This window comes from Nocardioides sp. (genome assembly GCF_025964975.1).
Taxonomy (GTDB): domain Bacteria; phylum Actinomycetota; class Actinomycetes; order Propionibacteriales; family Nocardioidaceae; genus Nocardioides.
The window spans coordinates 21,327-45,450 of record NZ_JAOPXV010000119.1 but is presented as its reverse complement, the minus strand read 5'-3'; the positions used below and the strand labels follow the sequence as shown (position 1 = coordinate 45,450).

The 24,124-nt window shown below is 70.5% G+C and carries 24 protein-coding genes; 11 read left to right on the top strand and 13 right to left on the bottom strand.

The window, feature by feature from the left end:
- Positions 1 to 168: 168 nt before the first annotated feature.
- Positions 169 to 678: a hypothetical protein gene (locus tag JWN68_RS08940; protein WP_366519777.1), complete on the top strand. Its 510-nt coding sequence runs from the start codon at positions 169 to 171 to the stop codon at positions 676 to 678.
- Between the two features lie 196 nt (positions 679 to 874).
- On the opposite strand, the gene JWN68_RS08935 is transcribed toward JWN68_RS08940, so the two are convergent.
- The gene (locus JWN68_RS08935) at positions 875 to 1,372 is read right to left on the bottom strand and encodes a MarR family transcriptional regulator (RefSeq protein WP_297737767.1); all 498 of its coding nucleotides are present in this window, start codon (positions 1,370 to 1,372) and stop codon (positions 875 to 877) included.
- A 40-nt stretch (positions 1,373 to 1,412) separates the two neighbouring features.
- On the opposite strand from JWN68_RS08935, the gene JWN68_RS08930 reads away from it, so the two are divergent.
- Positions 1,413 to 2,327 carry an EamA family transporter gene (locus tag JWN68_RS08930; RefSeq protein WP_297737765.1) on the top strand — a complete coding sequence of 305 codons (915 nt, stop codon included), beginning with the start codon at positions 1,413 to 1,415 and terminating at the stop codon, positions 2,325 to 2,327.
- Positions 2,324 to 3,529, top strand: a complete 1,206-nt coding sequence (locus JWN68_RS08925; protein WP_297737762.1) for an MFS transporter — start codon at positions 2,324 to 2,326, stop codon at positions 3,527 to 3,529. The genes JWN68_RS08930 and JWN68_RS08925 overlap by 4 nt, the downstream gene beginning before the upstream one ends.
- Here JWN68_RS08925 and JWN68_RS08920 read toward each other — a convergent pair.
- From JWN68_RS08920 to JWN68_RS08875, 10 genes are all read right to left on the bottom strand, one after another.
- The gene (locus JWN68_RS08920) at positions 3,516 to 4,052 is read right to left on the bottom strand and encodes a hypothetical protein (protein WP_297737759.1); all 537 of its coding nucleotides are present in this window, start codon (positions 4,050 to 4,052) and stop codon (positions 3,516 to 3,518) included. The two genes, JWN68_RS08925 and JWN68_RS08920, sit on opposite strands and share 14 nt — an antisense overlap.
- Positions 4,053 to 4,119: 67 nt before the next feature.
- Entirely contained in the window at positions 4,120 to 4,542 is a 423-nt protein-coding gene (locus JWN68_RS08915; protein ID WP_297737756.1) for a nuclear transport factor 2 family protein, read from the bottom strand.
- A gap of 28 nt (positions 4,543 to 4,570) precedes the next feature.
- A complete protein-coding gene (locus JWN68_RS08910) occupies positions 4,571 to 6,025 on the bottom strand; it encodes a cytochrome P450 (protein WP_297737753.1) in 1,455 nt (484 codons plus the stop codon).
- A gap of 9 nt (positions 6,026 to 6,034) precedes the next feature.
- Positions 6,035 to 6,811: a sucrase ferredoxin gene (locus tag JWN68_RS08905; RefSeq protein ID WP_297737750.1), complete on the bottom strand. Its 777-nt coding sequence runs from the start codon at positions 6,809 to 6,811 to the stop codon at positions 6,035 to 6,037.
- Positions 6,812 to 6,830: 19 nt separating this feature from the next.
- On the bottom strand, positions 6,831 to 9,761 hold the full coding sequence (locus JWN68_RS08900; RefSeq protein WP_297737747.1) for a helix-turn-helix transcriptional regulator: 2,931 nt from the start codon (positions 9,759 to 9,761) through the stop codon (positions 6,831 to 6,833).
- A 67-nt stretch (positions 9,762 to 9,828) separates the two neighbouring features.
- Complete coding sequence (locus JWN68_RS08895) at positions 9,829 to 9,963, bottom strand: hypothetical protein (protein ID WP_297737744.1); 135 nt, start codon at positions 9,961 to 9,963, stop codon at positions 9,829 to 9,831.
- A gap of 131 nt (positions 9,964 to 10,094) precedes the next feature.
- Positions 10,095 to 11,300: an imidazolonepropionase gene (gene hutI / locus JWN68_RS08890; RefSeq protein WP_297737740.1), complete on the bottom strand. Its 1,206-nt coding sequence runs from the start codon at positions 11,298 to 11,300 to the stop codon at positions 10,095 to 10,097.
- Positions 11,297 to 12,610 (bottom strand): formimidoylglutamate deiminase, encoded by a 1,314-nt coding sequence (locus tag JWN68_RS08885; RefSeq protein ID WP_297737737.1) that lies wholly within the window; start codon positions 12,608 to 12,610, stop codon positions 11,297 to 11,299. Before JWN68_RS08885 ends, hutI begins: the two co-directional genes overlap by 4 nt.
- Positions 12,607 to 13,803 carry an allantoate amidohydrolase gene (locus tag JWN68_RS08880; RefSeq protein WP_297737735.1) on the bottom strand — a complete coding sequence of 399 codons (1,197 nt, stop codon included), beginning with the start codon at positions 13,801 to 13,803 and terminating at the stop codon, positions 12,607 to 12,609. The genes JWN68_RS08885 and JWN68_RS08880 overlap by 4 nt, the downstream gene beginning before the upstream one ends.
- Positions 13,804 to 13,875: 72 nt before the next feature.
- Positions 13,876 to 14,982: a PLP-dependent cysteine synthase family protein gene (locus tag JWN68_RS08875; protein ID WP_297737732.1), complete on the bottom strand. Its 1,107-nt coding sequence runs from the start codon at positions 14,980 to 14,982 to the stop codon at positions 13,876 to 13,878.
- A 25-nt stretch (positions 14,983 to 15,007) separates the two neighbouring features.
- Between JWN68_RS08875 and JWN68_RS08870 the strand changes: the two genes are divergently transcribed.
- From JWN68_RS08870 to JWN68_RS08855, 4 genes are all read left to right on the top strand, one after another.
- Positions 15,008 to 15,604: a nitroreductase family protein gene (locus tag JWN68_RS08870; protein WP_297737730.1), complete on the top strand. Its 597-nt coding sequence runs from the start codon at positions 15,008 to 15,010 to the stop codon at positions 15,602 to 15,604.
- A 74-nt stretch (positions 15,605 to 15,678) separates the two neighbouring features.
- The gene (locus JWN68_RS08865; RefSeq protein WP_297737727.1) at positions 15,679 to 17,022 is read left to right on the top strand and encodes a M20/M25/M40 family metallo-hydrolase; all 1,344 of its coding nucleotides are present in this window, start codon (positions 15,679 to 15,681) and stop codon (positions 17,020 to 17,022) included.
- Positions 17,019 to 18,464, top strand: coding sequence for an MFS transporter (locus tag JWN68_RS08860; RefSeq protein WP_297737722.1), 1,446 nt, complete (start codon positions 17,019 to 17,021; stop codon positions 18,462 to 18,464). The genes JWN68_RS08865 and JWN68_RS08860 overlap by 4 nt, the downstream gene beginning before the upstream one ends.
- A 44-nt stretch (positions 18,465 to 18,508) precedes the next feature.
- Positions 18,509 to 19,285, top strand: coding sequence for an isocitrate lyase/phosphoenolpyruvate mutase family protein (locus JWN68_RS08855; protein ID WP_297737720.1), 777 nt, complete (start codon positions 18,509 to 18,511; stop codon positions 19,283 to 19,285).
- A gap of 58 nt (positions 19,286 to 19,343) precedes the next feature.
- On the opposite strand, the gene JWN68_RS08850 is transcribed toward JWN68_RS08855, so the two are convergent.
- Entirely contained in the window at positions 19,344 to 20,006 is a 663-nt protein-coding gene (locus tag JWN68_RS08850; protein ID WP_297737717.1) for an MOSC domain-containing protein, read from the bottom strand.
- 70 nt (positions 20,007 to 20,076) lie between these two features.
- Between JWN68_RS08850 and JWN68_RS08845 the strand changes: the two genes are divergently transcribed.
- The 4 genes from JWN68_RS08845 to JWN68_RS08830 all read left to right on the top strand — a co-directional run bounded on the left by JWN68_RS08845 (position 20,077) and on the right by JWN68_RS08830 (position 22,994).
- Positions 20,077 to 20,649 carry a DUF1992 domain-containing protein gene (locus JWN68_RS08845; RefSeq protein ID WP_297737714.1) on the top strand — a complete coding sequence of 191 codons (573 nt, stop codon included), beginning with the start codon at positions 20,077 to 20,079 and terminating at the stop codon, positions 20,647 to 20,649.
- 62 nt (positions 20,650 to 20,711) lie between these two features.
- Positions 20,712 to 21,776, top strand: coding sequence for a CoA ester lyase (locus JWN68_RS08840; RefSeq protein WP_297737711.1), 1,065 nt, complete (start codon positions 20,712 to 20,714; stop codon positions 21,774 to 21,776).
- A complete protein-coding gene (locus JWN68_RS08835; RefSeq protein WP_297737708.1) occupies positions 21,773 to 22,660 on the top strand; it encodes a CoA ester lyase in 888 nt (295 codons plus the stop codon). The genes JWN68_RS08840 and JWN68_RS08835 overlap by 4 nt, the downstream gene beginning before the upstream one ends.
- 190 nt (positions 22,661 to 22,850) lie before the next feature.
- The gene (locus JWN68_RS08830; protein WP_297737705.1) at positions 22,851 to 22,994 is read left to right on the top strand and encodes a hypothetical protein; all 144 of its coding nucleotides are present in this window, start codon (positions 22,851 to 22,853) and stop codon (positions 22,992 to 22,994) included.
- Between the two features lie 83 nt (positions 22,995 to 23,077).
- Here the strand turns inward: JWN68_RS08830 and JWN68_RS08825 are convergent, their stop codons facing one another.
- Complete coding sequence (locus JWN68_RS08825) at positions 23,078 to 24,100, bottom strand: M48 family metallopeptidase (RefSeq protein WP_297737702.1); 1,023 nt, start codon at positions 24,098 to 24,100, stop codon at positions 23,078 to 23,080.
- Positions 24,101 to 24,124: the final 24 nt, after the last annotated feature.

The window sequence follows — 24,124 nt, the reverse complement described above, 5'->3', positions numbered from 1 at the left end:
CACGACGCTGCGCACCTTCAGCAACGTCGGCACCAACTCGACGTACACCCAGTACACCCACAGCCTGCTCGCCCACAAGGGCAAGGCCGTGACCGTGAAGCTGCTCATGAACGAGGACTCCTCGCTCAAGACCAGCTTCGTCGTCGACGACACCGCCGTCAGCGTCAGCTGACACGAAGACGCGCGGACATCGCTCGCCGCTGCCCCACGCTCCCCCGGCGTGGGGCAGCGGCGATTTCCGACCCATGTCCTTGCGTCTACGCCTCGCCCGGATGTCACACTCACCTGGCGGAGAGCCTGTACGACGCAGCTGGCGGACAGCAGGGCCTGGAGAGGCTGGCCGAGGCGCGGCACGGGCGCGTGATGGATGACGCGGTCGTCAGCCGCGCCTTCAGCCACGGATTCGATCCTCACCACACCGTGAGGCTCGCTGCCTACTGGGGCGAGGCCCTTGGCGGACCCGCGGGCTTCACCTCGCAGTACGAGGGCCACGACGTACGCCGCCTGGCACTGCCCGAGGTCGGCGGGTCGATGTCCACCCTGCAGTCTGCCGCCCTACGTTCCGAGGCCCGCATCGCACTCCTGGACCTGGACCTCGGCAGGTTCGGCGACGGGATGACCCTGATCGCGCCGTTGACCCGGGCGGGTGTCGGGCGTGGGGCACGAAGGTTGGGTTGAACGTAACCGCCTTGTCGAGCTCGCCGCAGATGCCGCGACGGCGTCCACCAGCGGGTGCTGGTGCTGGTCGCGGACGGTGGACATACCGAAACTCTACGGACGAATGGGAACGTATGTTCGAGTCATCCACAGGTGCTCCCCAAGACGTCCGCCCCAGATGGCCCGCTCCCCTGCATCGAGCGAGTCCCGCCGCGACCTAGATCCCGAGCGAGGTCGTCCACTGTGTCAGCAGCCTGGCGAGACGAGCGCGCTCGATGTCGGAGAAGCCCTCGAGCAACCGATCCTCGTTCGCGACGTGCCGCTCCACCACCTCCTCGACAAGGACGAGACCTTCGGAGGTGAGCGCGATGCGGCGTACGCGCCCGTCATGCTCGACCCTCTCCCGCGTGACGAGTCCTGATGCTGCGAGACGGTCGACGCGCTTGGTCACCGTGCCCGACGTGATCATGGTGCTCTCGGCGAGCTGGCCCGGCGTGAGCGCGAAGGGCTGACCTGATCGCCGCAACGCCGCGAGCACGTCAAAGTCCCCGTCGCTCAGCCCGGCGGCTTCGAAGACCGGGCGCAGCTCCGCATGCAGGGCATTGGCAAGGCGGTGCAGCCTCCCGATGACACCCATGGCCCTGGTGTCGAGGTCCGGGCGCTCGCGGGACCACTGCTGCTGGATCCGGCCGACGTGGTCAAGGCCCTCGCTCATGCGATGGAACATATCTTCCAGCGAAGATATTGTCTCTTCCGTGGAAACGATTCTGACCCACCGCTTCGGGATGGTCCTCCTGACAGCCGTCGCGCCTGCGGCCTGGGGTACGACCTACATCGTCACCGAGATGTTCCTGCCCCCGGACCGGCCGCTCTTCTCGGCGGTCGTCCGCGCGCTTCCGGTCGGCCTCGTCCTGCTCGCCTGGCGCCGCCAGCTCCCGAGCGGCAGCTGGTGGTGGAAGGCAGTGGTGCTCGGCCTGGTCAACATCGCGCTGTTCTTCCCCCTCATCTTCGTCTCCGCCTACTACCTCCCGGGCGGCCTCGCCTCCACCGTCCAGGCAACGTCCCCACTGGCGGTGATGGGGGTTGCGTGGCTCCTCATCGGTGAGCGTCCGGGCGGCACCCGCGTCCTGGCCGCGATCATCGGCCTCGGAGGCGTCACCCTGCTGGTGCTGCGGAGCCCGGACGGCGTCACCGCGGTGGGTCTGGCGGGCGCGGTGGCCTCGGTGCTCGTCAGCGCGGTCGGCTTCGTGCTGATCAAGCGCTGGACCCCACCGGTGGACATGATCACGCTCGTCTCGTGGCAGCTTGTCGTCGGCGGGGTCGTGCTCCTCCCCGCCGCGCTCATCGTGGAAGGCGCACCACCGGCCGTCGACCTGACCGCTGTGCTCGGCTACACGTGGATCGCGGTCGTCGGGACCGGATTGGCCTTCGTCTGCTGGTTCACGGGACTGCGCGCCATGCCCGCAGGCGCCGTCTCCCTCATCGGACTCCTCAACCCGGTGGTGGGTACGACGCTGGGCGTCGCGTTCGCCCACGAGGTGTTCGGCTCCGTGCAGGCGCTCGGTGTGCTGCTCGTCCTCGGCGCGGTCGTTCTCGGTCAACGCGGAGCGCGCCCCGTCTCGGCACCGGTTGAAGAGCGCCCGGAGCATCCGGCGACAATGACGAGGTGAGTGGACCAGTCGCGGAGGACGCACCGAGAGCGCCCTTCCGCTTCCGCGACATCGCCCTTCCCGCCTACGGACCCTCCGTGGTCAACGCGATCGGACACGGTGCCGTGCTCCCGGTCCTCGCCCTGCGGGCCCGCGAGCTGGGGGCCGACGTGTCCACGGCCGCCTTCGTCGTGGCGCTGCTGGGCATCGGCAGCCTGTTGGCCTCGCTGCCGGCCGGGGCCCTTGTTGCCAGGATCGGGGAGCGCCGTGCACTCACCACGGTGGGGTCACTGGACGCGGTCGCCATGGCTGCCGCCGCCCTCACCGACTCGGTGCTCGCCCTGGGTCTGGCGGTGATGTTCAGCGGGATGACGTGGACCATCTTCCTGATGGCGCGCCAGGGCTACCTCATCGACGTGGTCCCTTTCGCCTTCCGCGCCCGGGCCATGTCGGGGCTCGGGGGGTCGATGCGCATCGGCGTGCTGATCGGGCCGTTGATCGGGGCAGGCCTCATCCACCTCGGCGAGCTGACGTGGGTGTTCTGGCTCGCTGCCGCGACGGCGCTCGTCTCGGCCCTGATGGCACGCTCCATGGCCGACTACGGCTCCGAGCACCGTGGCAGCACGCCGCACGCCTCTGTCGTCTCGGTGCTCAAGGCGCACCGCAGGACCCTGCTGACGCTCGGGGTCGCCGTGGTGATCATTGCCGCCTCCCGGTCTCTCCGCATCGTGCTGCTGCCCCTGTGGGCCGAGCAGGTCGGGCTGTCGCCCAGTACCACGTCGCTGATCTTCGCCACGGCCGCCGCAGTGGACATCGCCTTCTTCTTCCCGGGGGGCTGGCTGATGGACAACCACGGCCGGTTCGTCGTCGCCGTACCCGTCGTGGCGACCACAGCGCTCGGCTGCGCGCTGCTGCCCCTCGCCACCGATGCGCTCACCGTCGCGGGCGTGATGATGCTGATGGCGGTGGGCAACGGGCTGGGTTCCGGCATCGTGATGACCATGGGCGCCGACACGGCGCCGCGCGAAGGGCGCGCCCAATATCTCGGCGGTTGGCGGCTGTGTGGTGACATCGGTGGGTCCGGTGGGGGTGTGCTCGTCAGCGTGGTGGCGGCCGTGGCACCGCTGGCCGCCGCCTGCGTCGTGATGGCCGGCCTAGCGGCACTCGGAACCGTCTGGGTCGGCTACTTCACTCGCCGTCTCGACACCGTCAGCCGACGGTGACGACGACCTCGTTGGAGAAGACGCCCTTGTCGGTGTCGATCACCCGGAACTGGTTCTCCCCCACCCGGCTGGTGAGCACGTAGGTCGCGAAGTCCTGGCCGTTCACCGACATGGTGACCGGGAAGTCCGTCCACTTGCCGTTCTCCAGCCGTTGCACCTGCAGGATCGCGCCCTCCCCGGTCGGGTAGGTGCCGCTGAGGTCGATCTCCTGCATCGCCGCGACCGTCTCCTGGCCCGCCGACAGCGTGATGGTCGTGGCCGGCGCGGTGCTTGTCTGCACCGGCTCACTGGTGGGCGAGGCTCCCGCCTCCGGGGAGGTGGTCTCCGAGGTGATCGTCGGCTCGGGGAGGTAGAGCGAGGTGCCGCTCGATGCCTCGCTGTCGGACCTGCCGCCGCCACCGTCGAGACCGAGCGCCTTGGTGCCCACCAGGGCAGCCAGACCACCGACGATGCCGACCACCGCAGCCACAGCGACCAGCGCGATCAGTCCGGTCAGGACTGGGCGGTCTCGGGTGTCGGACACGTGCACTCTCCAAGGTGATCGGCGGTTGCTCCCATTGTCCCGGACGAGCCGCCGGGAGACCAACGCATCAGCTGTTGCGGCTCCACACCCGGTCGTCGACCATGGTGCGCGAACGCCACCCCTCGCCTGTCCGGATCAGGTCGTGGTGGTGGTAGCCGCCCACTTCCCGGACCCTCTCGATCCCGTCGGCGTCGAGGCGCACCCGGGGGCTGGTGTAGTAGGCCGTGACCTGCGCGTTGTCTCCCAGCAGGTAGATGGCGATCTGTCCGATGACGTGCTGGAAGCGGTCGAACCCGCCCAGAGTCCGCTCGAGCCACGGCACGACGACATCGCAGTCGCCCGTGGGGCCTCCGGCACTGGAGTAGTCCAGGATGGCGTCGTTGGTGAAGAGGAGCCTCAGGTCGGCAAAGGACATCGTGTCGATGGCGAGGGTGACGCTCGTGATGAGGTCGCCGATTTCCTGACGATCGCTGAGCTCCTGCAAGTCCACGGGCGAAGTCTCGCACGTCCACCCAGCACTACGTGCCAGCCCGGAACGCGTTCTGCTCCGTGCCCGAGTGCCGAGTGACGCGGATCATGGCGCCCTTGCCCGGCACGCTGGTGATGTTGCGGACCTTGGGCCTGTCGGCGCCCAGTGACTCAACGGCGAACTGGGAGAGCACTTCGCGCAGCACGACCACTCCCTCCATCAGCGAGAATCCGGCGCCGATGCAGCGGCGCACCCCGCCCCCGAAGGGGATCCACGTGTTCGTGGCCGGCTGCCCGCCCTCGAAGCGGTCCGGACGAAACTCGGCCGGCGACGGGTGGTTGTCGCCACGGGCGTGGGCGATGATGATCGAGGGACCGACCGTGGCTCCCGCCGGCAGGTGATGACCGCCGACCGTGGCAGGCCTCATCAGCGTCCGCACCACCATGGGGATCACCGGATGGATGCGCATGGACTCCTTCAAGACGGCCTCGAGATGGTCATCGTCGCCCTGCAGCGCCGCGGACTGCGCCCGAGCCAGCAGCGCCGGTGACCGTCCCAGCTCGTAGAGCGCCCACGCGAGTGCGGTGGCGGTGGTCTCGTGACCCGCGAGAAGCAGGGTGACCAGCTGGTCGCGCAGCTCCTCGTCGGTGAGCCCGTCCGAGTCAGGCCCATCGAGGCCCCCGCCACCGACCCGGATGAGACGCGAGAGCACGTCCGTACGCTCGGCAAGGTCGACCGCAGCCCGGCGCTCCCGGATCTCCGCGTAGATGAGCCGGTCGAGCTCGACGCTGTTGTCGACCGCAGCCTTCCACGGACCGAACTTCTGCAGCCGCGGGATGCCGTGGCCGAACAGGATCGCGGGGCTGACGTCGACCACCTTGTTGACCAGCGGCCTCATCTCGGTGAGCCGGGCCTCGTCGCTGACACCGAAGACGACGCGGAGGATCACCTCGAGGGTGAGGCGGTTCATCCGCTCGAGCGCGGAGAATGACTCGTCGGGCAGCCAGGACTCCGCCTCCGCGGAGGCGACGTCGGTCACCAGTGCGGCGTACTCACGCAGGGCGTGACCGTTGAAGGCCGGCATCAGCAGCTTGCGGGCTCGCTTGTGCTCCGCGGAATCCTGCAGCAGCAGGGAGTGCTCGCCCATCATCGGGCCGAGGATCGCGTTGCCCTTGCCCGCGTGGAAGACCTCCGGGTCGCCCGCGAAGATCTCGCGCGCGTGCTCGGGCCGGGTGAAGAGGACCAGCGGACGGCCTTGCGGGAGGACCCGCACGGTGAAGACGTCGCCATAGCGACGGTGCGCCCAGGGCACGAACTGGTGACGGAAGCGAAGCAGCGCGATGCTCTGGAGGCTGGCTGGCCAGCGGGGCCCCGGCGGCAGCCCCTCCCGGGCGACCCGGCGCCTCGAGGTCGCCATCGGGCGCATCTTCTCGTAGCGCCGAGCCGTGAGCGCCCGCGCGTCCGCGTCGTTCGACGCCATCTGGTCGGGCTTCAGCGACGTCATGGCCTGATGCTAGGGGCCCTGGGGATTTCGCACCTCGAAGCGGCTCGTACCCTTCACGGCCAAGTCACCGCAGCTCTGGCGCCGTTCCGGTCCCCTCACCTCGACGATCTCGGCGTCGGGATGCCCGCCCGCCAAGACGTGGAGCTCGCGCACCTGCTCGGCGCCGCTCCGGCCCGCGCGTCCGCGGCTGAGCGAGGCCGGCACGCCGCCCCGCTCGATCTCCTGACACGCCTCGACGCAGTTGTGCGGACTCAGTCGGCCGAGCGTGTGCCCGCTGGGCAGGGCAAGCAGGGTGCCGGAGAAGCGGTGTCCGCCGAGGTGGGTGGTCTCCCAGGTCTCCTCGGGCCATCGGGCGGCAAGCGCGGCGGTGATCGGCCGTCCGATCTCCGCGCAGCACCTGTCGCGGCGGCCGTTGGTGCACACGAGCCACAGGCCCAGCTCGTGGGGCACCAGGTCACTGGAGAGGTCGAGGGCGACGATGTCATCGACCCTCGCGAGCACGGCCGTGGTGACGACGAAGCCGCCCTCGCAGGCAACCGCATGGAAGACGCGGACGCCCGGTCCGGTCTCGCCCCCGTGCCGGCGGATGAGCTGCACGCGGAGTCCGGGGAGCCCGGCGAGGTGATCCTTCACCGCCTGCGGCAGGCGGCTCTGCGCCACCGCCTGTCGGCCCCAGGCCCCGGCGTGCTCGAGGAACAGCATCGCGCTGTCGGTCGGTGCCGTGCCCGCCAGCGGCTCGTCGTCGTCGCGGCTGCTGGTCGAGCAGCGGAACTCGTCATCTGTCATTGAGCAGACATTGTGCCGGTCAGGTCGGCAGCAGGCCGCGGCGGCGGGCGATCGCCGCCGCCTCGGTGCGCGAACCGGCGTCGAGCTTGCCCAGGACGTTGGACACGTGCACCGAGACGGTCTTGGTGGAGATGAAGAGCTGCTTGCCGATCTCGCCGTTGGTACGACCCTCCGCGACCAGCGCCAGGATCTCGCCCTCTCGCGGCGTGAGGCTCACCCCGTCAGCATCGGGCCGCGTCTGCTGGGCCGACGACCCGAGGGCAGTGAGCTCGGCCAGCAGGGGCGCGGCCCCGAGCTCACGCGCGGTCTCCCGCGCCTGGTCAGCGCTCGCCCGTGCGCCGGGCGCATCGCCGGTCGCGCGCAGCACCTCGGCCAGGCGCGCACGCACGCGCGCGGTCTCGTAGACGTCGCCATAGGAGACGAACGCCTCCTCGGTGGCTCGCCACGCTGCGACGAGCTCGGCTGCACCTGGCGGATCGAGCTGGCTGAGCCAACGCCAGCGCAGCTCCTCCGCCGACAGGCGCGCGCCCCAGGCCTGGTGCTCGGGGCCACGGGCCGCCTCGTACTCGGCGTGGAAGTCGATGACGCGCTCGGCGTCGGACAGCATGCGGCGTACGACCTCGGCGGACGCCTCCCGCTCGCCGGCGGACTGGTGGGCGGCGGCCGTCGCGTGGATCCCGATGACGATGACGGTCAACCGGAGCCGAGCCTGGAACCACTCGTGCCACAACGGTCGGACGGTGGCGACGAGATGGTGGTAGATCTCGACTGCTCGCGCCGGGTCGCCGTCCTGCTCGGCGCGCACGAGCTCGGCCGAGCCGGCGACGATGGCGATCAGTCCGTCGCGCGGCCAGTGGTCTCGCACGCTCGCGATCGAGCGTCCGCGCAGCGCGTTGACGTAGAGCTGATGGGCGAAGTAGAGCCACTCGTAGACCACCGGTGGATTGCGGCCGGACACGTCGAGCGTCGCGTAGGACTCGTCGAGGCGACCCAGGTCGGCCAGCACGATCGCCTTCATCCACCGGGCCTCCGCCGGGAAGGGCGCCCACCGCAGCCCGACCTCCTCACCGCGACGGATCACCTCGTCATAGGTCTCCATCGCGGAGGCGAAATCGCCCCGGTCGTGCTGGAACCGTCCGAGGTAGTAGCGGGCGCGCAGCTCGGGCTCGATGTGTCCCTCCGCGCGGGCGCGCTCGGCGGCTCCGAGCCACGCGGTGCGGAGTCGGTCGAGGTCGGGGGTGTCCTCGAGGCTGATCAGGGTGGTCGAGATCTCGACGGCGATCCCGGTCAGGCTGTGTCGCTCGGCGAGCGCGAGGCCTTCCATTGCGACGGCCCGGGCGCGTTCTTCGTTGCGTCGACCCAGGCACTGGGCGTGCACACCGAGGGCGCGCGCCAGCAGACGGGGCGACGCGTCGGCGAGGAGCTCGACAGCCTCTGCAGCGAGGACCTCCGGGTCCTCGGTGGTGTCGGTCAGCAGAAGCGCAGCCGCGATCGAGATCAGCACCTGGCCGCGATCGACCGGCGACGTGTCGGTGGACATCGTGCTGAGGTGGTTGCGGAGCACCTTGACCGCCTTGGAGACCCGCCCGGACGCCACGAACGCCTCGGCACACCTGCGCACGAGGGCAGGCACGTCGATGTCGGCGGGGACCTCAGGCACCGCGGCCAGCAGCTCCAGCGCCTCCAGGAACTGCATCGCCGCCTCGTGGGGGCCGCCGACGGCGAATGCCTGCTTGCCGGCCTCGATGCTGGCCATGGCCGCGGTGATCCGGTCACCGGCGCGCCGTGCGTGCAGGGCCAGCTCCGCTGCTGTCCCGGCGACGCGGCCGGCCTGGAGTGCGGTCATGAAGGCGGCGTGGAGCCTCGCGCGCTCCCCCGGCAGCAGGTCGTCGTAGACAGCCTCGCCGAGCAGGGCGTGCCGGAACGCGTAGGACGAGCCGCGGGCCTGCACGAGGACGTTGGACTCGACCGCCGTGCGCAGCGCTCCCTCGAGCTCGGTGTAGTCGAGCCCCGTCACCGCGGCCAGCAGCTCGTGCGACACCTGGCGCCCGGCCACGCTGGCGACCCGGACGACCTCGAGGGTGCGCGGGTCCAGTCCGTCGAGGCGGACCAGGAGCACGTCGGCGAGCTCGGCGGGGATCTGGCCGCCAGTGGCCCACGTGGCGCCGACGAGCTCCTCGACGAAGAAGGCGTTGCCGTCGGCCCGGTCGATGATCTCGGCGATGGTCGCCTCGGTGACCGGGGACTTGGCGTGCATCGTGTGGATCAGCTCTCGCACGTCCATGTCGGACAGTGGCTCGACCTGGATCCGGTCGACGCCCCGCAACCTCGCCCACTCCGCCACCTGCGGTCGGAGCGGGTGACGTCGGTGCAGGTCGTCGGACCGGTAGGACACCACGAGGCTGACGGGGCCGGCGAAGCGTCGCGAGAACAGGAAGCTGAGCATGTCGCGGGTCGACTGGTCGGCCCAGTGGGTGTCCTCGACGACCACGAGCAGTGGCCCGCTGCGGGCCAGGGTCTCGAGCAGGTCGTGGACGGCCGTGAAGATGTTCCCCTGGTCGAGCGACTGGTCCTCGTCGCGGTCGTCGACGGCACGCAGTCGACGGCCCGGCTGGAGGCGGGCGAGAGTGGGATGGCGATCCATCACGCTCGCAGCCACCTCCGGCCGGTCCGTCAGGACCCGACCGAGGATCTCGGAGAACGGCAGGTAGGGCAGGGACCCGTCGGCCAGGTCGAGACAGTGCCCGGCGAGCACCCGCCAGCCGTCGTCGACCGCGACGTCGCGGAGCTCGGTGAGCAGCCTGGTCTTGCCCACGCCCGCGTCGCCCGCCAGCAGCACGGCGTGGCTCTGGGCGGTGTCGCGCGCGGGCGCACGGATGCCGAGTCGGGTGATCAGGTCACCCAGTTCGGCATCGCGGCCGACGAGGTCGGTGCTGCGGACGGTGGGCACGGACGACATTGTGTCGTCTCGTATTGACATGGGGACAGCGTCTCCCATCGAATGGTGACAGCCCTACTCATCGGGGGGTGGGGGTCTCGGAGTCTCTCTTGCGGCGACGCACCACCGGGGGGCGGTGGCTGGCCCAGTCCCGGCGGACGCGGGCCGCGCGGTAGGTGACCTCGGCTCTCAGGAAACTGTCCGTGGCGAACATGGTTCTCTCCTTCTCATCAGGTCGAGCCGGTCGGCCCGATGAGACGAGATTGCGCTGCTGAGGTAGGCCCCCACATGGGGCGGGTGCCCTATTCCGAGGTGTGCCCTACCTCAGATCCTCAGATCCCCAGATCAGGACAGCGGGGCAACGGGTCGCCCGCCCTGCCAGACGCCGGTCACGAGCGGGACACCGGGGCGATAGGCGAGGTGGAGGTACGACGGCGCGTCGAGCACCACGAGGTCCGCGCGCCGGCCGGGGGCGATCACCCCGACGTCCGCCCGGTCCAGCGCCTGCGCGCCCATGGCCGTGGCGGCGTACAACGCCTCCGCCGGGCGCATGCCCATCTCGCGGACGGCGAGCGCGATGCACAGCGCCATCGACGACGTGAAGCAGGAGCCGGGGTTGCAGTCGCTGGCGAGCGCGACCCGGACGCCCGCGTCGAGGAGCGCGCGAGCGTCTGGATAGGGCTGGCGGGTCGAGAACTCGACGCCGGGCAGCAGCGTGGCGATGGTGCCCGACTCGACCAGCGCGCTCACGTCGTCGTCGGCGAGGTAGGTGCAGTGGTCGACCGCGACGAGCCCCAGCTCGGCGGCCAGCTTGACGCCGCCGCCGTACGTCAGCTGGTTGGCGTGGAGGCGTCCTCGCAGGCCGTGCTCCGCGCCGGCCGCCAGGATGGCTCGCGCCTGGTCGACGTCGAAGGCCCCGTCCTCGCAGAAGACATCGATCCATCGGGCGTGCGGAGCCCCCGCGGTCAGCATCGGACCGGTGACGAGGGCGACGTAGTCGTCCGGGTCGGTGTCGTCGGGCACCACGTGCGCGCCGAGGAAGGTGGTGTCCTCGGTGAACTGCCGCGCGACCGCGAGCGAGCGGGCCTCGTCGTGGACGGTCAAGCCGTAGCCGCTCTTGATCTCGAGCGACGTGGTCCCTTGGGCCCGCATCTCGGCGACGAGCCTGGCGACGTGCGACATGAGCTGTTCGTCGGTGGCCGCGCGGGTGGCGGCCACGGTCGTGCGGATGCCACCGGCTGAATAGGGCTCCCCCGTCATCCGGGCCGCGAACTCCTGCGCGCGATCGCCGGAGAAGACGAGGTGGCTGTGGCTGTCCACGTAGCCTGGGATCACAGCGCGGCCGCCGGCGTCATAGGCCGTGTCGGCAGCCGGCGCGTCGCCAGCCGCACCGACCCAGGCGATGACCCCGCCCTCGATCACCAGGGCTGCGTCGTCGACGAGCCCGAGCAACCCGGTCGGGTCGCGGTGGTCGTCGGTGCGCGGGCGTCCGCCGTCGACGGTCACGTCGTTGGTGGCGAGCTCGCCGATGCCGGTGACCAGGACGCTCACGTGTGGACCTTCCCGATCGCCTGCGCGAGCGCGCGGCCGATCTCCTCGCGCTCACCTTGCCGGAAGACGATCCGGCCGTCGACCATCGTCCGGGTCACGTCCTCGGCCACCGCAGCGAAGACCGCGGTGTGCTCGTCCGCCCCGGTGCCCGCGGTGCGGGTGCTGACGGTGTCGATGGTCACCAGGTCGGCCCGACGACCGACGGCGATCTCGCCGGCGTCGTGCCAGCCGAGGCTGGCGTGGCCCGAGACCGTCGCTGCCCGGACCAGCTCCGCGGCCTGCCAGTGCCCCCGTTGCTGCGTGACCAGCCGTTCGTCGAGCTCGACGGCCCGCATCTCCTCGAAGAGGTCGACCACCGCGTGGCTGTCGGAGCCGAGGGTGAGCCGCGCCCCGGCCTCCGCCAGCCGTCGGCTCGGGCCGACGCCGTCGCCGAGGTCGCGCTCGGTGGTCGGGCAGAAGGACACGAAGGCACGGGCCTCCCCGAGCAGCGAGATGTCGTCGTCGCTCAGGTGGGTCGCGTGCACGGCCGACGTGAGGGGTCCCAGGACGCCGTGGTCGGCAAGGAGCCGGGTCGGGCTTGCGCCGTACGCCGCAAGGCACCCGTCGTTCTCCGCGACCTGTTCGGACAGGTGCACGTGAAGCGGCCGGCCATGTGCCCACTCGGCCAGCGGATCGAGGGCGGCGGCGGGGGCCTCGGGAAGCGCCCGGACCGAGTGGAGTGCTCCGGAGACCAGGGCGGACTCCGTGCTGGGCAGGGCGGCGATGCGCTCGATCCAGTCCTGCACCGACCCGTCGTCGTACCGCCGCTGCGCCCCCTCGGGCGGCGCACCGAACCCGCTGGAGAGGTAGACCGTGTCGAGCAGCGTGATCCGGAGTCCGGCCACGCTGGCGGCCTCGAGGAGGGCGATGCCCATGGCGTTGGGGTCGTCGTAGGGCCGGCCATCGGGCTGATGGTGGAGGTAGTGGAACTCGCCGACGCTGGTGATGCCCGCCGCGACCATCTCGCGGAACGTCGCAGTGGCCAGGGCGAGGTAGGTGTCGGGGTCGAGTCGCTCGGCGACGGCGTACATCTGCTCGCGCCAGGTCCAGAAGGTCCCGCGCCCGCGTTGTGTCCGGCCGCGGAGCGCGCGGTGGAAGGCGTGGCTGTGGGTGTTCGCCAGCCCGGGGAGCGTCAGCCCGGGCACGCGCTCGGCCGCGCTGGCCAGGACACCGACCTCGACCGAGGCGAAGCGTCCGTCGACGACGTCGACCAGGACATTGTCGTGCGCTGCGCCGGCCAGCAGCGCACGCTCGAGGAGGTAGCTCGTCACGACGCCAGCATCGTGAGGGTGTCGGCGAGCGCCTCGACCCCGACCAGGCAGTCGACCGTCTCGGCGTGCTCGTCCGGCGAGTGCGAGACGCCGGTGGGGTTGCGCACGAAGAGCATCGCCGTCGCGATGCCGGCCGCCGACAGGATGCCGGCGTCGTGCCCGGCCTGCGTCGCGATGACGGGCCAGTCACCGAGGGCCGCGAGCGAGCGGGCGAGGTCGGGGTCGAAGGTGACCGACGACGAGACCGACTCGGCCGTGACCGTGAGCGCGGTGCCGTCGCGTGACGCCCGGTCGTGGCTCTGTCGCGTGATCGTCTCGACGAGGTCGGCCAGGGACGCGTCATCCGAGCAGCGGGCGTCCAGCCAGGCCGTGACGTGCGAGGGGACGGCGTTGGTGCCGTTGGGGGTGACCTCGAGCCGCCCGAAGGTCGCGCGCTGGTCGCACAGCCGCGCCTGCTTGTTGGCGGCCAGCGCCGTCATCGCGTAGGTGAGCATCGGGTCGCGGCGGTCCTCCATGCGAGTCGTCCCCGCGTGGTTGGCCTCGCCGGTGAAGTCGAAGCGGTAGCGCCCGTGCGGCCAGATCTCGCTGGCGACCCCCACCGCGACGTCGCGGTCGACCAAGTCGCGTCCCTGCTCGACGTGCAGCTCCACGAAGCACCCGACGTCGGACAGCGACATGAGGTCGCCCGTCGGATCGAGGCCGGCTGCTGACACCGCGTCGTCGAGGTAGATGCCGTCGCGGTCCTGACGTCGACGTACGGCCTCCCAGGTCGTGGCACCGGTGACGAGACGCGAGCCCAGGCAGGCCAGGCCGAAGCGCGACCCCTCCTCCTCGGTGAAGACCGAGACACCGATCCCCCGGGTCGGCTCGAAGCCCCGATCACGCAGGACGTCGACGGCCGCCAGCGCCGAGACGACCCCCAGCGGGCCGTCGAAGGCGCCCCCGTCGTGGACGGAGTCGAGGTGCGACCCGGTCAGGACCGCCGGGAGCTCCGTGGGAGTTGTCGGTCGCCACCACGCCACCTGGTTGCCGATCGCGTCGGTCTCGACCTCCAGGCCGCGAGCCAGCGCTGCCTCGGCGAACCACGCCCGTAGCTCGGCCTCCAGCGACGTCCACGGCGATCGCCGGTAGCCACCCGAGGTCGCGGACCGACCCACCGGGACCAGGTCTCGCCACATCGCCTCGAAGGTCATGGGCTGAGTCCATCCGTTCCTGGTGGTCGGGTCAACGACAGCGGTCGGCACACCGTCTCGGATCCGAGACGATCAGCCCATCCACACTCCGTGGTCCCAGGCGTGGGAGAGCACGGCGAGGTAGGGCCCGAGGTCCCACCCCTGCTCGGCCACCCAGTCGTCGGAGAAGTAGGTGTCGAGGTAGCGCACCCCGTCGTCGCAGAGGAGGGTCACGATCGAGCCGGACTGACCGGCGACCCGCATGTCGCAGCCCAGCTTGGTCGCGGCGTAGATCGCGGTGCCCGTGGAGGGTCCCGCGAGGGCGCCGGTCCGAGACCTCAGGAAGTGGGCGGCCGCCACGGACGCAGCGTCGGGGACGCGCACGAGCCGGTCGACGACGTCAGGCAGGAAGGACGGTTCGGCCCGGGGGCGTCCGATCCCCTCGATCCGCGACCCGCAGGTCGTCTCCCCGCACCCGGGGTCGCGGAAGGCAGCGAGGAACGCCGAGTTCTCCGGGTCGACCACGCACAGCCTCGTCGTCAGCCCCCGCCAGCGCACGTAACGCCCCAGCGTGGCCGACGTGCCGCCGGTCCCGGCTCCGACCACGACCCACTCGGGAGTGGGGAACCGCTCCATCGCCAGCTGCTCGAAGATCGACTCGGCGATGTTGTTGTTGCCCCGCCAGTCGGTCGCCCGCTCCGCATACGTGAACTGGTCGAGGTAGTGCCCACGGGCCTGCTCAGCAAGGTCGCGCGCGACGTCGTAGACCGACGCCGGATCCTCGACCAGCACGCACCGCCCGCCCTCGCGCTCGATCAGCGCGATCTTGGTCGGCGAGGTCGTGGTGGCCATGACCGCGGTGAAGGGCAGTCCGAGCAGCCGCGCGAAGAACGCCTCACTCACCGCCGTTGAGCCCGACGACGCCTCCACGACGTGGGTGCCCTCGGAGATGAGACCGCTGCACAGGCCGTAGAGGAACAGCGATCGCCCGAGCCGGTGCTTGAGCGAGCCGGTCGGGTGCGTCGACTCGTCCTTGAGATAGAGGTCGACGTCCGGCAGCCCCGGGACGGGCACGGCGTGCAGATGCGTGTCGGCGGACCTCGTCTGGTCGGCCTTGAGCTTGCGGATCGCCTCGATCACCCAGGCGCGCTCGGCGTGCCCTGACTGATCCACTTCCACCAAGCCGCTCATGAGCCCCATGGGCGGAGCGTGCCACAGTGTTGCCGTGGAGTTCCAAGATGTCGTACGCCGACGTCGCATGGTTCGTCGGTACGCCGACCGGCCGGTCGACCCCGAGGCGCTCGACCGACTCCTCCGCAACGCCACCCGCGGGCCCAGCGCGGGCTTCAGCCAGGGCTCGGAGTTCCTCGCCCTCAGCGAGGCCGACGACGTGGCGCTCTTCTGGACGGCCACGGGGGCTGACCCCGCCTCACACAACGAGTGGCTGGACGGCATGCGCACCGCGCCGGTCGTCATCGTGCCGCTGGCCGACGAGAGCGCCTACCGCCGGCGCTACACCGAGCCCGACAAGGCACGAGCCGAGGACGCCGAGTGGGCGGTGCCCTACTGGTTCGTGGACACCGGGATGGCCGCGCTTCTCATCCTCCAGACGGCGGTCGACGAGGGCCTCGGTGCGTGCTTCTTCGGGATCCCGCTCGAGCACGTCGAGGGCTTCCGGGCCGCCTTCGGCGTACCGCCGCACCTCACGCCGATCGGGGCCGTCACCGTCGGGCACCGCCTCGACGACCCCGGGTCGCCGGGCTCTCCTGCTCGGCGCGAGCGCCGGGCCGACGCCGTCCACCGGGGCCGTTATTCGACCTGAGTCTTCTCGAGACTCAGGTCCCAGCGGCGGGGTGGTCCGGTGGCAAACGCCTCCCACACCACTAGGTTGCGGGGATGGGAGCTCCCACCGACCGCGTGGTCGCCAAGCTGCAGGCACTGGTCCGCATCCCGACCGTGTCCGACCGCGACCCCGCCCTGGTCGACACAGCGGCCTTCGACCGGCAGCTCGTCGAGCTGGCTGACCAGTTCCCGCGACTCCACGATCAGCTGGAGCTCACCCGGGTCGGCACCCACGGCCTGCTCTTCCGGTGGCCCGGGAGCAGCGACGACCGGCCCGTCGTCCTGATGGCCCACCTCGATGTGGTGCCGGTCGACGAGTCCGCGCCGTGGCAGCACCCGCCCTTCGACGGCGAGATCCATGACTCCCCGACGGGCGCTGCGATCTGGGGCCGGGGCACCCTGGACGACAAGGGCTGCGTGGTCGCGATCTGCGAGGCCGTGGAGCTCCTGCTGGAGGACGGCTTCACCCCCGCCCAGGACGTCTGGCTGTCGTTCGGCTGCGACGAGGAGGTGAGCGGTACGGCAGCGGTCGAGGCCGTGGCCGAGCTTCTCGGCCGCGGCGTCACCCCGTGGTTCGTCCTCGACGAGGGCGGGGCGATCGCGCACCAGGCCTTCCCAGGTGTGGAGCCGCCGCTCGGCGTCATCGGGATCACCGAGAAGGGCACCACCAGCGTGGAGCTCATCGCCGAGGGCCGCGGCGGTCACGCCTCGACGCCGGCCAGGAACGGCCCGACCGTCCGCATCGCCAAGGCCGTGCTGCGGGTCGAGAAGAGCCCCTTCCCGGCGACCGCGCCGGCCCCGACCCTCGAGCTGCTGCGTCGCCTCGCCCCGCACCTTCCCCGACCGGTGCGGTCGATCGCCGCACGGTCGGACCGCATCACGCCGCTGGTCACCCGGGCCCTGGTCGCAGCGGGACCCGAGGCGGCCGCGATGACCCGCACCACGGTCGCGGTGACGACCCTGAGCGGCAGCCCGGCGCTCAACGTCATCGCCAGCAGCGCACGAGCGGGCCTCAACATCAGGATCATGGTCGGCGACACGGTTGCCGGTGTGCTGGCCCACCTGCGCAAGGCGATCAAGGACGACGACATCCGGATCGAGCTGGTCGACGAGGGTGAGCCGTCACCGGTCTCGCCGATGGACGAGGCCTTCGAGCTGTTGGAGGACTGCATCGTCCAGGTCTTCCCCGACGCCGTCCCCACGCCTTACGTCATGATGGCCGCCACCGACTCGCGCCACTTCACCAGGATCAGCGAGCGGGTCTACCGATTCGCCCCATTCCGGATGACCAAGGCCCAGCGGCAGGCCATCCACTCCTACGACGAACACCTCGGGATCACCGACCTCATCGAGGGGGTCACCTGGTATCGCACACTGATCGAGAGGCTCCCGAGATGACCGACTCACTCACCGCCGGAGACCGGCGCAACACCGTGGCACCGCACCTCGTCCGCATCGTCGGCTTCCTGGTCTGCGTCGAGATCGCCAGCGGGATCCTCCAGGGCTACTACACGCCGATCTTCACCGACATCGCCGACCACCTCGGGATCCAGGACGCCGACGTCAACTGGATCGAGGCCGCGCAGCTCATCGTCAGCGCGCTGTGCGTCCCCCTGCTCGCCCGCCTCGGGGACCTCATCGGCCACCGCAACGTGCTGCTCATCTCGACCGCGGTCACGGCGATCGGGTCGTGGATCCTGGCCTTCGCCCCATCCTTCACCACGTTCCTGATCGGCTGGGCGATCCAGGGCGCCTACGTCGTGTGGTTGCCGCTCGAGGTCGCGATCATCTATCGGCGTACGACGAACACGGGCCGCCAGGCCCTCCTCACCCGTCGCTCCGCTGCGATCCTCGTCGGCGCACTGGAGCTGTCGGTCATCATCGGCGCCCTGACGTCCGGGGCCCTGGTCGAGTCCACCTCGATGACCGTCCTGCTCATGCTGCCGGCGATCGTCGTGAGCATCTGCTTCGTGGTGATCTGGTTCGGCATCGAGGACGTGCCAGGCCGCGCGACCGGCGGGATCGACTGGGTCGGCTTCGCGTGGATCACTGCCGTCCTCGGGCTGCTGATGGCCGGGCTGATAGCGATCCGCCTCGACGGCCCCGGCTCGTTCCTGCCGTGGCTGTTGATCATCGCGTCGCTGGTGCTGGTGGTCCCCTTCGTCCAGGCCGAGCGCCGGATCGCCGAACCACTGATCGACGTCGACCTGATGGCCACGCGAGCCCAGTGGCCCGTGCAGCTCACAGCGTTCCTCTTCGGCATGTCCGTGCTCGGCGCGCAGATCCCGCTGTCCACGTTCGCGCGAACCGATCCCGATGTCGCCGGCTACGGTCTCGGTGCCGACGCCGGGTTCGTCTCCACCCTCATCGGGGTCTACGTCGTCTGCCTCGCCATCGGCGCCTTCACCCTGCCCCTCACCTCCCGCCTGCTGACCCCGCGGGGGGCGCTCATCGCCAGCTCCGTGCTCATCGCGATCGGCTACGCGCTGTGGATCCCCTTCCACGACACGACCACCCAGGCGCTGATCAACATGGGGGTCGCGGGCATCGGTTCGGGTGCCCTCGTGGCCGCGCTGCCGGCTGCGGCCGCGGCTGCCGCGCCGGCCGACCGGACTGGCTTCGCGACCGGGATGACCAACGCCACGAAGACGGTCGGCGGCGCCATCGCGTCGTCGATCTTCGCGATCGCGCTGGCGTCCACCGGATCGTTGGGCGACCCCACCGAGGGCGCCGCCCCGCTCAGCGGCTACCTCACCGTCTGGGCGGTCTGCTCCGTCGCGGCACTGCTCGCCGCGCTCGCGCTCGTCGCCATACCGAAGACTGCCTTCAGCGACCACTGACGAAGGCCAGGAACAGATGGGCCCGCCCGCGCCTTGGGCATGGCATGACTGCCTCCTCGCGCGCCACTGACCTGCTCGCCCTCCACCGAGCCCCCGAGATCCTCACCGTCGTCAACGTCTGGGACGCGATCAGCGCCGAGGTCGTCACCGAGACCGACGGCACCAAGGCCCTGGCCACGGCCAGCCACTCGATCGCCGCCACGCTCGGCTACCCCGACGGCGAGAACATCCCGGTCGCCGAGATGATCGACATGTGCCGCCGCATCGTGGAGGCCACCGATCTCCCGGTCACCGCCGACCTCGAGGGCGGGTATGGCGACGCGCCGGACACCATCCGGCGCGCGATCGCCGTCGGCGTTGTCGGCGCCAACATCGAGGACCAGATGAAGCCGGTGGCCGAGGCCGCCGCGCAGGTCGAGGCGATCATGGCCGCCGCCGCCGCTGAGGGCGTCCCCGACTTCGTGCTCAACGCCCGCACCGACGCCTTCCACCTCGGTCGTGACCGTGACCGCGTCGAGGTGATGGCCGCGGCACTCGAGCGCGGGAAGGCCTACCTCGACGCCGGCGCACCCGTCGTCTTCGTGCCGGCCATCCTGACCGAGGACGAGATCGTCACCCTGGTCGACGCCTTCGGTCCCCAGCGGTTGTCGACCATCGCCATCCCGGGCACCCCGTCACTCGCCCGCCAGCAGGAGCTCGGCGTCGCTCGCGTCTCCTTCGGGCCGCTGTCGCAGAACGTCGCCCTCACCGCTCTGCAGGAGCTCGTCGAAGAAGTGCAGCGGGGTGGCGGCGTGCCGAAGAACCTGCGGATCCTGAACTGATCCTCCGCCGAGTCGAGTGATGCGGCGGCTCCATCCACGGAGCAGCGCATCACTCGACTCAAGCGCGCTTGGCCAGCGCGCGGTTGAAGTAGTCACGGCTCTCGCCGTCGAGGTCGTCATGGGCCAGCGCAGCCCGCATCTCGTCGAGGTCGCCCATCCAGGCCCGGAGCAGGCTCACGATCAGCAGGCCCGACCCTGACGGCTGCACCGTGATCTCGTCGCCCGGGCGGATCACACCGGGCTGCACCACAGCGAGGTAGGTCCCGCCGCGGCCGCGCTCGGTGAACCTCCTGACCCATGCGCGCTGGCCCATGCGCTGGGCGAAGGTGGCGCACGGGATGCGGGGGGCGCTGACGCGCAGGGCCGTGTCGCCGACGGTCCACACGTCGCCGTACTCGGACGCGTCGACGTCCAGGCCGGTCGTGGTGATGTTCTCCCCGAAGGCACCCGCGGGGAGGTCGCGACCGATCTCGCGGCCCCAGTGGTCGAGCTCCTCGCGGGCGACGGCGTAGACGGCTTGATCGGAGCCACCGTGGTGCCGGCCGCTGCCGATGAAGTCACCGGCGACGCCCGAGAAGCCCTGGCCGCCCGGCCCCCGCCGCTTGGGCCCGGGGTCGGCGACGTCGATGTGGTCCACCGGCACCTTGCCGAAGCCGGTAGGTCCTGCCCTGCCTGGTCGGGGCTCGGCAGACCCGACGTTGACGGAGAGCACGAAGGACATGGCGCCGAGCGTACGGCGACGGGTGCTTGAGCGCCGATTTATTCTGGGTACATCCAGGGAGGGAGCGGCCATGCACGACGAGGCGCCGGGGGATCGCGACACCACTCACCACGAGGCCGAACGGGACGAGCGCACCGGTCGGTCAGCCGCGGCCGCGCGGGTCGAGTTCCAGTCGCAGTGGGTCGAGCAGCAGCTCCGCGTCGCCATGGAGCGCGGCGACTTCGACGACCTGCCGGGGGCGGGCAAGCCGATCGAGGACCTCGGGTCAGCGCACGACCCGGACTGGTGGGTCAAGAAGCTGGTGGAGCGCGAGCAGCTGAGCGTCCTGCCGCCGGCGTTGGCGCTGCGCAAGGAGGACGCCGAACTCGACGAGCTGCTCGACCGGCTGCTGACCGAGAAGGAGGTACGCCGCGAGGTCGACGAGTTCAACACCCGGGTCCGCCGCGCCAGGATGCAGCTCCAGGGCGGACCGCCCGTGATCACTCCCGTGCGCGACGTCGACGCCGAGGTCGAGTCGTGGCGCAGTCGCCGCGAGGCTCGGCTCGAGGCCCAGCGAGAGGCGCTGCGAGAGGCCCAGCGCGCCCTCGAGGACAAGGCGTCGAGCTCCGGGTCGAGCCGCAGGCTCTTCGGCCGACGTCGCTGAGGCTGCGTCCGCCGTGAACCACGTCATACAGACACTGGTGGGTCTTTCGGTAGGTTCCGCCCATGCGCTCAAGCAAGGACTTCTTCCGCCCGCTCGCCGTCGGGGCTCCCCAGCCCGTCACCGAGATTCCCGCCCGCCCCAGCCGCGCTATCCACTTCTTCGATCCGTCTAACGAGAAGATGGCCGCCAAGGTCCCCCAGATGGTCGGCACGGTGGACGTGCTCCTCGGCAACCTCGAGGACGCCGTCAAGGCCGACAACAAGGACGCGGCGCGCTCCGGGCTGGTCCGCATCGCGAAGGAGAATGACTTCGGGCCGACCCAGCTGTGGACCCGGATCAACTCGCTGGACAGCCCCTGGGTGCTCGACGACCTGACGACGCTGGTCGGCGAGATCGGCGACAAGCTCGACGTGATCATGGTCCCGAAGGTGCAGGGCTCCGAGGACATCCACTACATCGACCGGATCCTCGCCCAGCTCGAGGCCAAGGCCGGGCTCGACCGTCCGATCCTCGTCCACGCCATCCTCGAGACCGCCCGCGGCGTGGCGTCCGTCGAGGAGATCTGCGGTGCCTCGCCACGCATGCAGGGCCTCTCGCTCGGGCCCGCGGACCTCGCGGCCGACCGCCGGATGAAGACCACCCGCGTCGGTGGCGGTCACCCGGGCTACCTCGTGCGTGCCGATCCCGTCGCCGAGCAGCCGGACGCCCACCGATCGACCTACCAGCAGGACCTGTGGCACTACACGATCGCCCGCATGGTCGACGCGTGCGCCATGCACGGGATCTACCCCTACTACGGGCCGTTCGGTGACATCGCCGACGTCGTCGCCTGCGAGGACCAGTTCCGCAACGCCTTCCTGCTCGGCTGCGTCGGGACGTGGAGCCTGCACCCGAAGCAGATCGAGATCGCCAACCGGGTCTTCGCGCCCAGCGTCGAGGACATCAAGCACGCCCGCCGCGTCGTCGCCGCCATGGGTGACGGCACCGGGGCGGTGATGCTCGACGGCAAGATGGAGGACGACGCCTCGCTCAAGCAGTGCCTGGTGATGGTGGAGCTGGCGGAACAGCTCGCCGCCGTCGACCCGCAGTTGAAGGCGCAGTACGACGCGATCGAGGTGACCGCATGACCGACGCCAACGACCGGATCGACACAACCTTCCGGCCCCGCCGCTCGGTTCTCTACATGCCGAGCTCCAACGCCAAGGCGCTGGAGAAGGCCAAGACCCTCCCCGTCGACGGCATCATCTTCGACCTCGAGGACGCGGTCGCCCCCGACGCGAAGGTGGAGGCGCGCGGCGCTGCCGTCGCAGCCGTGCAGTCCGGGGCGTACGGCGCACGCGAGCTCATCATCCGGGTGAACTCCATCGGCACCGAGTGGCACGACGACGACATCGTCGCAGCGGCCGCTGCGGGTCCCGACGTCGTCCTCGTTCCCAAGGTCAACTCCGCCGAGGAGGTCCACCGCCTCGTCGCCGCGCTCGAAGCGGCCGGCGCACCGGAGCGGACCAGCCTGTGGGCCATGGTCGAGACCCCCGTCGGGATGCTCAACGCGCTGTCGATCGCGCAGGCCTCCCCGCGGCTGACCGGCTTCGTGATGGGGACCAACGACCTGGTCAAGGAGCTCTACGCCGAGCACGTCCCCGGTCGCCGACCCGTGATCACCGGGCTCGGACTCGCACTCCTGGCGGCCCGGGCTGCGGGCATCGTGATCATCGACGGGGTCTACAACGACGTGAAGGACGTCGAGGGCTTCCTGGCCGAGTGCGAGCAGGGCCGCCAGATGGGCTTCGACGGCAAGACGCTGATCCACCCGGGCCAGGTCGAGGGCGCCAACAGGGCCTTCGCTCCCAGCGAGCAGGCCGTCGCCGACGCGCGCGGTGTCCTCGAGGCCTGGGACAACCGCACCACCGGGGTCGTCACCTACAACAACCGCATGGTGGAGAGCCTCCACGTCGAGTCGGCGAAGCGCACGTTGTCGATCCACGAGGCGATCACGGCGCTCGAACCCTGAGGCTGAGCGGTCGTCAGCCGGGTATATCCATGGGCGAAACGGCTCCCACAACGGCCGCACCGCAGCCGTTTCGCCCATGGATATCGGGGGGCAGAGGAGCAAAAATACCCCTGCGGGTGTGGGGGGTGTGTCCGGATGTTGGAAAGGTGAGCCTGCGCCTCAACGTGAGGCGAACTAGGAGGCAAACACCATGGTCGTTCTTGGCCTGATTCTTCTCATTCTGGGGCTCATTCTGCCCCAGTCCATTCTCGTCACGATCGGGGCGATCCTCATCGTCGTCGGCCTGATCCTGAACTTCGTGCCGATCGGCGGCTCGAGCCGCCGGGTCTTCTAGGGCCCGCACGACGCAGTCGTGGCCCGGTCCCCTCGCGGGGACCGGGCCACGACCAATTTCTGCACTGGTGGAGGAGTACCGGCTCACTCGGTGCCGCGGGACCCGAACTTCTCGTCCAGCCAGAGCTTCGCCGAGCCCATGAAGCCGGCCACGTCGTGCACGAGCCGGCCCAAGGTGTCCTGGGTCCGCTCGAAGGACTCGCTGTAGCTGCGCGCCGCGTCCTGGGCGGCGTCGGTCACCTTGGCGGTGGCGTCGTCCTCGCGGCGGGGGTAGGTCCCGTTCAAGATGGCGGTGTACTCGCCCGACTCGGTCCAGCGGCGCAGCTCGCTGGCGCGCACCACGTTGAAGGGGAGTGCCTTCCCCTCGACGAGGAACAACTTGAGCACCGAGTCACGCAGGTCCTCGGTCTCTTCGTACTCCGCCGCCTGGGCGAAGAACGAGGTGATGTCGAGGTCCTCGATGTGACCCCCGCTCGCGAGCTTCATGTGGACCCGGGTGGCGACCGCCGGGTCCTGCGTCGCCAGCAGCCCGGCCCGGTCGGCCGACAGCTCGGATTTGCGCGACCACTCCATCAGCGCGGCGACGATCGCCCGCAGTCCGAGCGCCCCGCCGGGCATCGCGTTGAAGATGCCGGTCATGCCGACCAGGCGCAGCAACAGGGTGCGGTAGACGGCGTGCCCGCTCAGCGCGTGCCCCAGCTCGTGGCCGATCACGAAGCGGAGCTCCTCCTCGTCGAGGAGGTCGATCAGGCCGGAGCTGAGGATGATGACCGGCTTGTTCATCCCGACGGCCTCGGCGGTGAAGGCCGGACTGGCGCGGACGTAGAGCTCGGGCAGGTCGGCGGCGTCCAGGGTGGTGCCGACGTCGGCAAGGAGGCGGTGGAGCACCGGAAACTGCCGCTCGTCGACCCGGACCGCCGACCCGAGCAGCAGAAGACGCCACTGACGCTCGTTGATCAGGCCCGAGAGCGTCTTGAGGATCGTGTCGAAGCCCCTGAGCTTGCGAAGCGCGACCAGCGCACCTCGATCAGTGGGGTGCTCCCACGCCCGGGAACTCACCCCACTCAGCCGAACGCGGGTCTTGTCGACGTTGTTGTTGTCTCCCATGGCGCGATCCTCGCAGACCGACGA